Origin of the sequence: Streptomyces sp. NPDC060209 (assembly GCF_042728155.1) — a bacterium.
Classification (GTDB): domain Bacteria; phylum Actinomycetota; class Actinomycetes; order Streptomycetales; family Streptomycetaceae; genus Streptomyces.
In genome coordinates this window covers 1-13,058 of record NZ_JBHWZS010000040.1, presented here as the reverse complement: position 1 = coordinate 13,058, position 13,058 = coordinate 1, and the positions used below count along the sequence as shown (strand labels likewise).

Here is a 13,058-nt window from a genome sequence, read left to right as displayed (position 1 = left end):
GTCGTCATGCCTCCTTACGAGTGCGGGGGTCGAGGAGGGCGTAGGCCATGTCGGCCAGCAGGTTCGCGGCGAGCACGGAGAGCGTGATGATCAGGAAGACGCCCTGCATGAGCGGGTAGTCCTTGGCTCCGACGGCCTGGAAGAGCTGGTAGCCGATGCCCGGGTAGGAGAAGACCATCTCGACCAGCAGGGTGCCGCCGACGATGAAGCCCAGCGAGAGGGCGAAGCCCGAGATGTTCGGCAGGACGGCGTTGCGTGCGGCGTAGGAGAACATCACCCGCCGCTCGGAGAGCCCCTTGGCCTGCGCGACCATGACGTAGTCCTCCGAGGAGACCGTCACCATCATGTTGCGCATGCCGAGGATCCACCCGGCGATTGCGCTCAGGACGATCGTCACGCCGGGGAGCACCCCGTGGTAGAGCGCGCTGGAGATGAACGGCCAGTCGAAGGCCGGGACCAGGGAGTTGTCGTACCCTCCGGCGGCCGGGAAGATCTGCCACTTCACCGCGAACACCGCGATGGCGATGAGGCCCAGCCAGAAGTACGGGATGGCCGAGATGAAGGTGGTCACGGGCAGCAGCCCGTCCAGCCAGGAGCCGCGCCGCCAGCCGCTGTAGACGCCGATGCCGGTGCCGAGCAGGAAGCTGATCATGGTGGTGATCCCGACCAGGGCGAGCGTCCAGGGCAGCGACTGGGAGATCACCTCGCCGACCGGGGTCGGGAAGAAGGTGAAGGAGAGCCCGAGGTCGCCGTCGAGCAGGTGCGACCAGTAGTCGGTGTACTGCGACCAGATGGACTGGTTCTCGTCGAGTCCGAACAGCGCCTTCAGCGAGGCGATGGCGGTGGTGTCGAGCTGCCCCTGGTAGCGGCTCATCAGGGCGTCGACGGGGTCGCCCGGCATCATGCGCGGGATCAGGAAGTTGATGGTGATGGCGGCCCACGCCGTGACCGCGTAGAAGGCGAACCGCTGGAGGATGTACTTCACTTCGCTGCTCCCTCGGCGGTGGTGCCGTCGTACAGCCAGCAGGCGGCCCACTGGCCGTCGGCCAGGTCGAAGCGCGGCGGCAGCTCGGTGCGGCAGCGCTCCATGGCCTTCGGGCAGCGGGGGTGGAAGCGGCAGCCGGCCGGCGGGGCGATCAGGGAGGGCGGCTCGCCGCTCCCGGTCTCCTCCTGCGCCTCGGTGTCCGCCACCCGGTCGGGGTCCGGCGCGGAGGCGATGAGCAGCTGGGTGTAGGGGTGCGCGGGGTGCTGGGTGACGGTCTCGCTGTCACCGCCCTCGACGATCCGGCCGGCGTACATCACCAGGGTCGTGTCCGCGAAGTAGCGGGCGGACGCGATGTCGTGGGTGATGTAGAGGATCGCCAGGTGCAGGCGCTCCTTGAGGTCGCGGAGCAGGTTGAGGACCCCGAGCCGGATCGACACGTCCAGCATCGACACCGGCTCGTCGGCGAGCAGCACCTGGGGGTCGGCGCCGAGCGCGCGCGCGATCGCGACGCGCTGGCGCTGCCCTCCCGACAGCTCGTGCGGGAACTTCTCCAGGTACTGATGAGGAGGAGTCAACTGGACGCGTTCCAGCAGAGCCGCCAGGTTGGTCTCCAGTTCCGCGTCCCCGCTCCCCGCCCGGCCGTGGATCTTCAGGGCGCGGGTCAAGTGGTAGCGCACGGTGTGCACCGGGTTGAGCGAGGCGAAGGGGTCCTGGAAGATCAGCTGGACCTGCTTGACGTATCTACGGAAGGACCGGCCACGCCCGGCCTTCACCGCCGTGCCGCCCAGCTCGATCTCCCCCGCGGTGAGCGGGTACAGCTGGGCGAGCAGCCGTGCGACGGTGGATTTGCCCGAGCCGGACTCCCCCACCAGAGCCGTGACGGTGCCGCGCCGGAGCTTCAGCGAGACGTCGTCGACGGCGTGGACGGTACGGCGGCTGCGGGCGAGGAGGTCCTTGCCGGTGCGCCGTACGGGGAAGTGCTTGGTGACTCCGCGTGCTTCGAGCACCACATCCGTCGTGGTGCGCACGTCTTCGGACTGTTCGGTGGTCATGGCCGGTTCTTCCCGTGCTTACTTGGCGGGCTTCAGGTTCAGCACGACTTCCAGCGCGTCCGGCTGGGTGTGCTGCGGGGCTGCGTAGGGGTCCTCCTCGGTCGGCCAGCCCACCCAGTTCTTCGTGGAGTACTCGGCACCGATGGGGGCCGCGGCCGTCGGGATGACCGGCGCCTGCTCGACCATGATCTTCTGGAGGGAGTTCATGGCCTTGGTGCGCGTCGCGTCGTCCGTGGCGTTGGCGTACTCCTTCAGCGCGGCGGTGGCCTCGGGGCTCTTGAAGCGGCCGAAGTTGCCGAGCTGGGAGGGCTTGCCGATGGGCTGGAGGATCGCCCCGTCCATGATGTTCTGGTACATGTCGTAGGGCGTGGCGCCACTGTTGGTCCAGTGCAGGGTGGCGTCGAAGTTGCCGGCGGCGACGTCGTTGGTCCAGGCCTCGGCGGTCTGGGTCTTGACCTTGGCCTCGATGCCCAGCTGCTTGATGTTGTCCTTGATGATCGAGAGCCCGGTGATGTAGTCGTTCCAGCCGGCCGGGTCGGTGAAGGTCAGCTCGACGGGCTTGCCGCTCGGGTCCTTGAGGACGCCACCGCTGAGCTTGAAGCCGGCGTCCTTGAGCAGCGCCTTGGCGCCGTCCACGTCGGGCTTCGTGGTGGCGCTCTTGTACTCCGGGGCGAGGAACGGGTCACCGGCGGGCAGGGGGATGCCGGTCGGGTTGCTGATCTCCGGGTAGAGCGTGGCCTGTGCCTGCACGTGGATCGCGTTGCGGTCGACGACCATGGCCATCGCCTTGCGCAGCGCCGGGTTGTCGAACGGCTTGCGGGCGGTGTTGAACCAGAGGCCGTGGATGCCGAGCCCCGAGGGGAACCAGAGCTTGTGGTTCTTCGTGTCCTTGGCGACGTACAGCTGCTTGTAGTTCGGCATGAAGACGAACGACCACTCGAGCTTGCCGTTGGCCAGGGCCGTGGTCGCGGCGCTGTTGTCGTTGTACGTGCTGTAGCGCAGCTCCTTGACCTTGGTCTTGCCCTTCCAGTAGGTGGGCGTGGCGGTCAGGGTGGTGGTCTGCGGGGTGAAGGTCTTCAGCTTGTACGGGCCGGATCCGACCGGGGTGCGGTTGGGCCAGGTCTCCGGGTTCTCGACCTTCTCCCAGATGTGCTTGGGCACGACGTAGGTCGTGATGATCTTGTTCTGGTTGACGAACTGGGAGTCCTTGAAGGTCAGGACGACCTTCTTGCCCTCGACCGCGACGCCGTCGTACGGGATGCCGTTGCCGTTGAGCGCCGGGTGCTTCTTCAGCAGTTCGAAGGTGAAGGCGACGTCCTCGGCGGTCAGCGGCTTCCCGTCGGCCCACTTGGCCCGCTCGTCGAGGGTGAAGGTGAGCTTGGTGAAGTTGGACTCCCAGTCCCACGCGGTCGCGAGCCAGGGGTCCGCCTTGTCGGTGGGGCGGATCTGGTTGGTCATCGCCAGCGGCTCGTAGATCATGTACCGGTAGCCGAGCGTGGCGCTCGCGGAGGTGGCGAGGAACGGGTTGCTGTTGTTCGTCTGCGGCCCGTCGGGCTTCCCGAGGTTCAGTACGCCGGAGGCGCCGGCTCCGCCCCCCTTGTTGGCGCCCGAGTTGGCGGACGAGCAGCCCGCGGCGAGCGCGACCACGGCGGTGGCGACTGAGAGCGCTCTCAGAGTGTGACGACGGCGTACGGACATGGCGACTCCAGGAGGACTGCGGGTCTGGGAGATCCGGTGGTGTGGACAGCGCTCGACGCGCCGGGGCGGGTGGTGCGGGTGCCGGGTGCGGCTGGTTCGGGGATGCGGACGGATGACCGGCGGGGCCGGGTCCGTTACGGCGCCGAGTGGCGCACGACCAGTTCGGTGGGCAGCACGACCGGTCCGTCCGGTACGGCGGTGCCGCCGAGGTGGGAGAGCAGCAGGCGGGCCGCCGCCACACCCATCTGCCGGGTGGGCTGGTGCACGGTGGTCAGCGGCGGTTCGGTGTGTTCGGCCATCGGGATGTCGTCGAAGCCGACCACCGCGATGTCGTCGGGAACGCGGCGGCCGGCGGCTCTCAGGGCCCGCAGGACCCCGGCAGCGCTGATGTCGTTGAGGGCGAAGACGGAGTCGAACTCCGTCCCGGCGGCCAGGAGTTCCTCCACGACGAGACGCCCTCGGCGTTCCGTGAAGTCCCCGTCCACGACCAGCTCGGTGGGCAGGACCGAGCGGAAGCCCGCGAGCCGGTCGCGTACGCAGCCGAAATGCTGCGGGCCGGTGACGACCAGCGGCCTGGTGCGCCCCGCCGCTCGCAGATGACGGGCGGCGGACGCACCTCCCTCGTGATTGGTGGTCACGACGGAGGGGAATTCGGGGTGGTGGCCCCGGTCGTCGATCAGGACGATCGGCAGCCCGGAGCGGTGCAGTTCGGTGAGCTGGTCGAGCGTGTTCTCCGGTTCGACGACGACGAGCCCGTCGAAGGCGCGCGCCGACACCTGGGTGGTGAAGCGCTTGACGGACTCCGCCCCCCGGGTGCAGGTGAAGAGCAGCAGCCCGTAGTCGGCGGCCTCGACCGTGTCGACGATCCCCTGGAGCACCTCACCCATCCACGGCCAGGTGAACGACGGCACCAGCAGGCCCACCGTACGACTGCGGCCACGCGCCAGCCCGACGGCGCCGGAGCTGGGTACGTAGCCGAGGCCTGCGATCACTTCACGAACACGGGCGGCCGTCGAACCGTCCACTTCGCCCTTGAGGTTGATGACCCGGGACACGGTCGTCTTGCTGACGCCGGCCTCGCGGGCGACATCGGCGATGGTGACACGCAACGGGGCCTCCAGGGACAAGGCGGGACAGAGGGTCGGACGGGCTTCGGTACCGGTTCCGGAACCGGTACCGGCGTTGCGGCTGGAGTTAACCGCGCCGGAACAGAGGCGTCAATACTTCACACCGAGATTGGTCCGGACCGATGATCGAAGCAGCTCCGGTGAGGCTTCCGTTCATTTATTGAACGAACGGACCTCTTGACGTGGGCACGTAAGAGCAGTTCACTCACGGCTCGTTCGACGGCACTTCCCCCACACCCCTGCCGAGAAAGGCAGCAGCCATGATTCGGACAAGCAGAACGGCGAGAGTCCTCGTCGCGACAGCGCTCGCGACCGCGGGCCTGGCCGGGCTCTCCTCCGGCACCGCGCAGGCCGCCGGCGAGACCGTGAACATCGCGCTGACCACCACGGACGACTCCGGTGGCCGTCATGTCACCCGCGGCCTCCAGGCACAGACACCGATCGCCTTCGGCGCCGGCAACGGCGGTTCCGGCACGAACATCACCGTCGACGAGAACACCCGCTACCAGACCTTCACCGGCGGCGGTGCCTCGTTCACGGACACGGCGGCCTGGCTGATGAAGGGCAGCGGGGCACTGAGTCAGGCGACCCGCGACGCGACGATGAAGAAGCTCTTCTCCCCCACGGAGGGCATCGGGCTGTCATTCGTACGCAATCCGATGGGCGGATCCGACCTGGCCCGATTCGGGTACACCTACGACGACATGCCGGCCGGCCAGACGGACCCGAATCTCGCCAACTTCTCGATCGCACACGATCTGCAGGACGTGCTGCCGCTCACCAAGCAGGCCGAGCAGCTCAACCCGGCGCTCACGACGGTCGCCTCCCCGTGGACGGCCCCGGCGTGGATGAAGGACAACGGGCAGCTCAACGGCGGCTGGCTGAAGGCCGAGAACTACGGCGCCTACGCGGACTACTTCGTGAAGTACCTCCAGGCGTGGAAGGCCCAGGGCGTCCCGGTCGACTACGTCACCGCGCAGAACGAGCCGACCTGCTGCTCCGGCTACCCGTCGATGAGCTGGAACGGCTCGGGGCTTGCCTACTTCACCAAGAGCGAGCTGCTGCCGAAGCTCCAGTCCGCGGGCCTGGCCACCAAGGTGCTGGCGCACGACTGGAACTGGGACAGCTACGACGCGTACGCGGCCCCCACGGTCGACGACGCCGCGGTGCGCAGCCACCCGAACTTCGGCGGGGTCGCCTGGCACGGCTACGGCGGTGACATCGCGAAGCAGACGGCCGTGCACGACCGGTACCCGCAGATGGACGCATTCCAGACCGAGCACTCGGGCGGCACCTGGATCGCCGACCAGCAGCGCGAGGACATGCTCAACATCATCGACTACACCCGCAACTGGGCGAAGTCGGTGACCAAGTGGTCGCTCGCCGTCGACCAGAACCGCGGCCCCCACAACGGCGGTTGCGGCACCTGCGACGGGCTGGTCACCGTGCACAACGGGGACAGCAGGCACGGCCAGGTCGACTACACGATCGAGTACTACACGATGGGCCACCTGACGAAGTACGTCCGGCCCGGCGCCGCCCGCATCGCCTCCACTGGCAGCTCCACCGTGCCCAACGTGGCGTGGCGCAACCCGGACGGCTCGAAGGCCCTGATCGCCTACAACGGTTCGGCGTCCGCCCAGCAGGTCACCGTCAACTGGGGCGGGCAGAAGTTCGCCTACTCCCTGCCGGGCCGCACCTCGGCGACGTTCACCTGGTCGGGCACCCAGTCGGGTTCCTCGGGCAGCAGTGGCGCCCTCGCCGGCGCCGACGGCAAGTGCCTGGACGCCACGGGCAACAGCGGCTCGGACGGGACCCCGGTCCAGATCTGGGACTGCACCGGCGCGGCCAACCAGAAGTGGACGGTCTCCGGCGACGGCTCCGTGAAGGTGCTCGGCGCCTGCCTGGACGTCACGTCGGGCTCCACGGCCGACGGAGCAAAGGTCCAGCTGTACACCTGCAACGGGTCGGGCGCGCAACGCTGGACGTACAACTCCGCGACGGGGGACGTGGTCAACACGGCGGCGGACAAGTGCCTGGACGTGGCCGACAGGTCCACGGCGAACGGCGCCCGCGTCCAGATCTGGACCTGCACCGGAGCCGCCAACCAGAAGTGGCGGCTCCAGTAGCGGGCACCGTCAGTCGGTGGGCTCGATGCCCGCACGCAGCAGGCCGTAGGTGTACGCGTCCTCCAGGGCCTGCCAGGACGCCGCGATGACGTTCTCGGCCACGCCGACCGTCGCCCAGTCACCGGATCCGTCACCCGTGGTGATCAGTACCCGGGTGGTGGATTCGGTGCCGGTGCGGCCTTCCAGGATGCGGACCTTGTAGTCGATCAGCTCCAGCTTGGCGAGCTGCGGGTAGATCCGCTCCAGGCCGACGCGCAGCGCCCGGTCCAGGGCGTTGACCGGGCCGTTGCCCTCGGCGGTGGCGACGATCCGCTCCCCCTTGGCCCAGAGCTTCACGGTCGCCTCGTTGGCGTGGGTGCCGTCGGGGCGGTCCTCGACGATGGCCCGCCAGGACTCGACGCGGAAGTAGCGGCGGGGCCTGCCCTCGACCTCGGCGCGCAGCAGTAGCTCGAAGGAGGCGTCGGCCGCCTCGTAGGTGTAGCCCTTGAGCTCACGCTCCTTGACCCGCTCGACGACCCTCCCGACGAGCGCGCGGTCGTCTCCCAGGTCGATGCCGAGCTCTTTGCCCTTGAGCTCGATGGAGGCTCGGCCCGCCATGTCGGACACGAGCATCCGCATGGTGTTGCCGACACGCTCCGGGTCGATGTGCTGGTAGAGGTCCGGGTCGACCTTGATCGCCGAGGCGTGCAGTCCGGCCTTGTGGGCGAAGGCGGAGACGCCCACGTACGGCTGGTGGGTGGAGGGCGTGAGGTTCACGACCTCGGCGATGGCGTGGGAGATGCGGGTCATGTCGGCGAGCGCGCCCTCGTGCAGGACGGTCTTGCCGTACTTGAGTTCCAGCGCGGCGACGACGGGGAAGAGGTTGGCGTTGCCGACCCGCTCTCCGTAGCCGTTGGCGGTGCACTGCACATGCGTGGCGCCGGCGTCCACGGCGGCAAGGGTGTTGGCGACGGCGCAACCCGTGTCGTCCTGGGCGTGGATGCCGATCCGGGCGCCGGTGTCGGCGAGGACGGTGGAGACGACGGCCTGGACCTGGGCGGGAAGCATCCCGCCGTTGGTGTCGCAGAGGATGACGACATCGGCCCCGGCCTCGTGGGCGGTGCGCACGACCGACTTGGCGTACTCCGGGTTGGCGCGGTAGCCGTCGAAGAAGTGCTCGCAGTCGACGAAGACCCGGCGGCCCTGCTCCCGGAGGTGGGCGACGGTGTCGCGGACCATCTCCAGGTTCTCGTCCAGGGTGGTGCGCAGGGCCAGTTCCACGTGGCGGTCGTGGGACTTGGCGACCAGTGTGACCACCGGGGCGCCCGAGTCCAGGAGCGCCTGCACCTGCGGGTCCTCGGCGGCCTTGCCTCCGGCCCTGCGGGTGGCGCCGAACGCGACGAGCTGGGCGTGCTCGAAGTCGATCTCCTGCTGGGCACGGGCGAAGAACTCGGTGTCGCGGGGGTTGGCACCGGGCCAGCCCCCCTCGATGAAGCCCACGCCGAAGTCGTCCAGATGCCGGGCAATGGTCAGCTTGTCCGCGACCGTCAGGTTGATGCCTTCACGCTGCGCACCGTCGCGCAGGGTGGTGTCGAAGACATGGAAGGTGTCGTCGGGGGCCGTGGCCTTGGTGGTCATGCTGATCTGACTCCTGTCGGGTGAGCGGATCCGGACGAATCGGCTCCACTTGCCCCCATCATCTCGCGTGCCTCGCTCCGGCCGTGGTGTGGGCCGGAAAACGAAAAAACCCCTCGCGGGTGCGAGAGGTCTGCGCGCGGGTCTGGGGCACGATGTCCGTCACGTACATGGTGATACGGGACGGTCACTGCGGACCGGCGCGCCTGCTGCCGATAATCATGGCGAACGAGGACACGCTCGCAGTCTGGCACAACGGCACGCCCGGGTCTCGGCCCGTCTCAGGATGCGGGCGTGACCTCCGTCGCACGGGTGTCGGACCCGGGAGGCATGAGCGCCTCGTCCGCATACCTGTGCATCTGGTCCAGGACCTGCTCCCGTCCCGTTCCGGGGATGCCCACGGTGACATGGACGCTGAACCCGTCCATCAGGGCCCGCAGGCGGGTAGCGGCCCGGGCGGTGTCGACGGCACGGAACTCGCCGCGCGCGATGCCGTCGGCGAGCAGCTCCACGAGGTCGAGGTGCCAGGCGTCCTCGATGGCCGCCTGGCGGGCGCGGGCGTCGTCGTCGGCGTCCTGCGAGCGGTTCCACACCTCCAGCCAGAGCGTCCAGTGCGGGTCGCGGTGGCCGTCGGGGACATACAGCCCGATGTAGGCGTCGAGCCGCTCGCGTGCGCTGCCGGGCCCGGTGAGCAGGGCCCGGCGTTCGGCGCCGAGCCGTGCCTCGCTCCACTCCAGGGTCTGCAGCAGCAGCTCGTCCTTGGTGCGGAAGTAGTAGAGGAGGTGCCCGCTGCTCATCCCGACCTCACGGCCGAGCCCCGCCATGGTGAGCCCTTCGAGTCCGCGCTCGGCGACGGTGGCCATGACGGCGGCGAGCACGTCCTCCCTGGGCGGGGCGATGTTGCGGCGGCGCGGGCTACGGGGCACGGTTTCAGATCCTGGGCTGTTGCTGCGTGATGCAGTGGATGCCTCCACCACCGGCAAAGATCGTACGGGCGTCGACGGGGGTCACCGTACGGTCGGGGAACAGGTCACCGAACACCGCCGCCGCCTCCTCGTCCCTCGGGTCGTCGAAGGCGCACAGGATCACTCCGTCGTTGCAGAGGTAGTGGTTGATGTAGGAGTAGTCGGCCCATGCGCCGTCGGCGTCGCGCAGCACCGTGGGCGCCGGGATCTCCACCACCTCCAGCGGGCGGCCCCGGGCGTCGGTGGCGGCCCGCAGGATCCGGACCGTCTCACGGGTGATCTCGTGGTCCGGGTGGGAGGCGTCGGGCTGGACGTGTGCGACGACGACACCGGGGCGGGCGAAGGCGGCGACGATGTCGACGTGGCCGAGGGTGCCGTACGTGCCGTAGTCGCCGGCCAGACCGCGCGGCAGCCACACGGCCTTCTCGGTACCGAGGCGGGCGTGGACCTCGTCCTCCACGGCCTGCCGGGTCCAGCCGGGGTTGCGCTCCTTGCCCAGCTGGACGGTCTCGGTGAGCAGCACGGTGCCCTCGCCGTCCACGTGCACCGCGCCGCCCTCGTTGACCAGCGGCGAGCTGTGCACGGGCACTCCGGCCAGCTCGGCGACACCGCGCGCGATGTGCCGGTCGTGCTCCCAGCGCGCCCAGCCCTGAGCGCCCCAGCCGTTGAACGTCCAGTCGACGGCGGCGAGTTGCCCGCCTTCGTCGTCGACGACGAAGGTCGGTCCGATGTCCCGCATCCAGGCGTCGTCGAGGGGCCGTACGGCCGTCTCGATGTCCGGGCCGAGGAGCGCGCGGGCGCTGCCCTCCTGGCCGGGGCCGACGATCACGGTGACGGGCTCGAAGTGCCGTACGGCGCGGGCGACGGCGGCCCAGGCCGTGCGGGCCTCGTCGAGTTCGGCGTCCGTGGCGAAGGTGGGGTTGGGGCCGGGCCAGGCCATCCAGGTGCGCTCGTGCGGTGCCCACTCGGGCGGCATGCGGAAGGTCATGGCGGGTCCTAGAGGAAGTAGAGGCGGTTGAGGGAGACGGATTCGGCTGCGGGTGAGCGCAGCGGGTCGCCGTCGAGGGTGACGAGGCCTGTGTCGCCGTCGACGCCGACCTTCCCGGTGCGGGAGTTGAGGCGCAGGTCGGCGGGTCCGATACCGCGCGTTCCCCGGACCGCGACCCTGCGGCGGCGGGTGGGCATGAGGTCGGACCCCAGCTGGGTGGCGGCCTCCGCGACGAAGGCGACGGAGAGATCGGCGGCCGTGGCCCCGTAGGCACCGAACTGCGGCCCCAGGACGAGGGGTTCACAGGTGTCCGTGGCGGCGTTGGGGTCGCCCGTGACCCCGTAGGCGGGAAAGCCGGACTTCAGGACCAGCTGGGGCTTCGCGCCGAAGAACTCGGGGCGCCAGAGGACGATGTCGGCGAGCTTCCCGGTCTCGATGGAGCCGATCTCGTGGGCAAGTCCGTGGGCGATGGCGGGGTTGACGGTGAGCTTCGCGATGTAGCGCAGCACTCGGGCGTTGTCGTCCCCGGGGCCGTCCCCCTCCATGGGGCCGAGCTCGGCCTTCATCTTCGCGGCCATGGCGAAGGTGCGGCGTACGGTCTCACCGGCCCGTCCCATGCCCTGTGCGTCGGACGAGGTGATGCCGATGGCGCCCAGGTCGTGCAGCACGTCCTCGGCGCCCATGGTCCCGGCCCTGATCCGGTCACGCGCCATGGCGGCGTCGCCGGGGAGGTCCGTCTTGAGGTCGTGGACGGAGACGATCATCCCGTAGTGCTCGGCTACCGCGTCGCGACCGAAGGGGAGCGTCGGGTTGGTGGATGATCCGATGACGTTGGGGACTCCCGCCATCTTCAGCACGTTGGGCACGTGTCCGCCGCCGCACCCCTCTATGTGGAAGGCGTGGATCGTACGGCCTTCGAGGACGCTCAAGGTGTCCTCGACGGACAGGCACTCGTTCAGCCCGTCGCTGTGCAGCGCGACCTGCACGTCGTGTTCCTCGGCGACCCGCAGTGCGGTGTCCAGGGCGCGGGTGTGGGCGCCCATGTCCTCGTGGACCTTGAAGCCGCAGGCGCCGCCCTCGGCGAGGGCCTCCACCAGCGGCGCCTGGTGCGAGGACGAACCGCGGCCCAGGAAGCCGATGTTGACGGGCCAGGCGTCGAAGGCGTTGAAGGCGTGGCGCAGGGCCCACGGGGAGTTGACGCCTACGCCCCAGACCGGGCCGAACTCCTGGCCGATGATCGTGGTGACGCCGGAGGCCAGGGACGCCTCCATGATGCGTGGGGAGAGCAGGTGGACATGGGGGTCCACGGCGCCCGCCGTCGCGATCAGGCCCTCACCGGAGACGATGGTCGTGCCCGTGCCGACGACCACGTCGACACCGTCGAGGGTATCCGGGTTGCCGGCCCGTCCGATCGAGGCGATGCGGCCCTCGCGGATGCCGACCGAGACCTTCCGGATGCCCAGCACCGCATCGATGACCAGGACGTTGCTGATGACGACGTCGCAGGTCTCCCGGACGGCGGCGGCCTTGAGGTGCAGGCCGTCACGGGCCGTCTTGCCGAAGCCTGCGAGGAACTCGTCCCCCTGCTTCTGCGCGTCGGACTCCACCCGGACGGTCAGCCCGGAGTCGCCGAGCCTGACCCTGTCCCCGGCGCGCGGCCCGTGCACGGACGCGTACTCGTACGGATCCATCAGTTCCCCTCCCCCGCTCCGAGGTAGCCGCAGGCCGTCGCCCTGCGCAGCGCCTCCTCCTTCGCTCCCGGCGCGTCCAGCGGTCCGTCGACGAGCCCGGCGAAGCCGATCGCGATCCGGTCTCCGCCGATGGGGACGAGGGCCGCTTCGGCCCTCTCGCCCGGACCGAACCGGACGGAGGAACCGGCCGGCACGCCCAGCCGCATCCCGTACGCCGCCGCGCGGTCGAAGTCGAGCCGGGGATTGGCCTCGAAGAAGTGGAAGTGGGACGTCACGCTGACCGGGACCGTCGCGGTGTTACGGACGGTGAGCCGCAGGGCGGGCTCCGGCTCGGGCGTCGCGGGGCCGGGGAGGATCGCGCCGGGGGCATCGGCTCCGAGCGTGCCGCCTTCGAGGGGGCCGCTGACGACCGCGAGCCGGGAGCCGTCGTCGAAGACGGCCTCCACATGGACCTCGGTGACCACGTCGGCCACACCCGGCAGCACGTCGTCGGGTCCCAGCACGGCGCGGGCGGCCTCGATCGCCTCGGCCAGCCTGCGTCCGTCCCTGGCCGCCTCGCAGACGGTGTCCGCGATCAGGGCGGTCGCCTCGGGGACGTTGAGCCGCAGGCCACGGGCGCGCCGGGCCCTGGCCAGCTCGGCGGCGCCGAAGAGCAGCAGCCGGTCGCGTTCGGTCGGAGTCAGTCGCACGTCACGCACCTCCTGGTTGGAGCAGCACTCTAACCAGGTTTTGAGCGACGCTCAAAACTCGGGGCGCGCGCACGACGGAGGCCGCGCGGGAACGACGAAGGCCGCGCCCCCGGTGAGGGG

General features: G+C 69.8%; 10 protein-coding genes. 1 reads left to right on the top strand and 9 read right to left on the bottom strand.

Annotation, left to right across the window (positions count from 1 at the left end; genetic code table 11):
- Positions 1-4: 4 nt before the first annotated feature.
- The 4 genes from ACFWFI_RS11030 to ACFWFI_RS11015 form a co-directional block, all read right to left on the bottom strand.
- Positions 5-985, bottom strand: a complete 981-nt coding sequence (locus ACFWFI_RS11030; protein WP_387387888.1) for an ABC transporter permease — start codon at positions 983-985, stop codon at positions 5-7.
- Positions 982-2,037, bottom strand: coding sequence for an ABC transporter ATP-binding protein (locus ACFWFI_RS11025; RefSeq protein WP_387387887.1), 1,056 nt, complete (start codon positions 2,035-2,037; stop codon positions 982-984). The genes ACFWFI_RS11030 and ACFWFI_RS11025 overlap by 4 nt, the downstream gene beginning before the upstream one ends.
- Positions 2,038-2,055: 18 nt before the next feature.
- Complete coding sequence (locus ACFWFI_RS11020; RefSeq protein ID WP_387387885.1) at positions 2,056-3,735, bottom strand: ABC transporter substrate-binding protein; 1,680 nt, start codon at positions 3,733-3,735, stop codon at positions 2,056-2,058.
- 134 nt (positions 3,736-3,869) lie between these two features.
- Complete coding sequence (locus tag ACFWFI_RS11015; protein WP_387387883.1) at positions 3,870-4,844, bottom strand: LacI family DNA-binding transcriptional regulator; 975 nt, start codon at positions 4,842-4,844, stop codon at positions 3,870-3,872.
- Positions 4,845-5,122: 278 nt separating this feature from the next.
- Between ACFWFI_RS11015 and ACFWFI_RS11010 the strand changes: the two genes are divergently transcribed.
- Positions 5,123-6,991: a ricin-type beta-trefoil lectin domain protein gene (locus ACFWFI_RS11010; protein WP_387387881.1), complete on the top strand. Its 1,869-nt coding sequence runs from the start codon at positions 5,123-5,125 to the stop codon at positions 6,989-6,991.
- A gap of 9 nt (positions 6,992-7,000) precedes the next feature.
- Here ACFWFI_RS11010 and cimA read toward each other — a convergent pair whose 3' ends face one another.
- From cimA to ureA, 5 genes are all read right to left on the bottom strand, one after another.
- Positions 7,001-8,608 (bottom strand): citramalate synthase, encoded by a 1,608-nt coding sequence (gene cimA / locus ACFWFI_RS11005; protein ID WP_387387880.1) that lies wholly within the window; start codon positions 8,606-8,608, stop codon positions 7,001-7,003.
- Positions 8,609-8,886: 278 nt separating this feature from the next.
- A complete protein-coding gene (locus ACFWFI_RS11000) occupies positions 8,887-9,531 on the bottom strand; it encodes a TetR family transcriptional regulator C-terminal domain-containing protein (RefSeq protein WP_387387879.1) in 645 nt (214 codons plus the stop codon).
- A gap of 4 nt (positions 9,532-9,535) precedes the next feature.
- Positions 9,536-10,558 carry an agmatine deiminase family protein gene (locus ACFWFI_RS10995; protein WP_387387877.1) on the bottom strand — a complete coding sequence of 341 codons (1,023 nt, stop codon included), beginning with the start codon at positions 10,556-10,558 and terminating at the stop codon, positions 9,536-9,538.
- Positions 10,559-10,566: 8 nt separating this feature from the next.
- Complete coding sequence (locus ACFWFI_RS10990; RefSeq protein ID WP_387387876.1) at positions 10,567-12,249, bottom strand: urease subunit alpha; 1,683 nt, start codon at positions 12,247-12,249, stop codon at positions 10,567-10,569.
- The gene (ureA, locus tag ACFWFI_RS10985) at positions 12,249-12,938 is read right to left on the bottom strand and encodes an urease subunit gamma (RefSeq protein WP_387387875.1); all 690 of its coding nucleotides are present in this window, start codon (positions 12,936-12,938) and stop codon (positions 12,249-12,251) included. The genes ACFWFI_RS10990 and ureA overlap by 1 nt, the downstream gene beginning before the upstream one ends.
- Between the last annotated feature and the right edge of the window lie 120 nt (positions 12,939-13,058).

What these genes read in the sequence shown, in the direction of transcription:
- ACFWFI_RS11025 (WP_387387887.1), bottom strand. Translation starts at nt 2,037, where the DNA reads ATGACCACCGAACAGTCCGAAGACGTGCGCACCACGACGGATGTGGTG.
- ACFWFI_RS11020 (WP_387387885.1), bottom strand. Translation starts at nt 3,735, where the DNA reads ATGTCCGTACGCCGTCGTCACACTCTGAGAGCGCTCTCAGTCGCCACC.
- ACFWFI_RS11010 (WP_387387881.1), top strand. Translation starts at nt 5,123, where the DNA reads ATGATTCGGACAAGCAGAACGGCGAGAGTCCTCGTCGCGACAGCGCTC.
- cimA (WP_387387880.1), bottom strand. Translation starts at nt 8,608, where the DNA reads ATGACCACCAAGGCCACGGCCCCCGACGACACCTTCCATGTCTTCGAC.
- ACFWFI_RS10995 (WP_387387877.1), bottom strand. Translation starts at nt 10,558, where the DNA reads ATGACCTTCCGCATGCCGCCCGAGTGGGCACCGCACGAGCGCACCTGG.
- ACFWFI_RS10990 (WP_387387876.1), bottom strand. Translation starts at nt 12,249, where the DNA reads ATGGATCCGTACGAGTACGCGTCCGTGCACGGGCCGCGCGCCGGGGAC.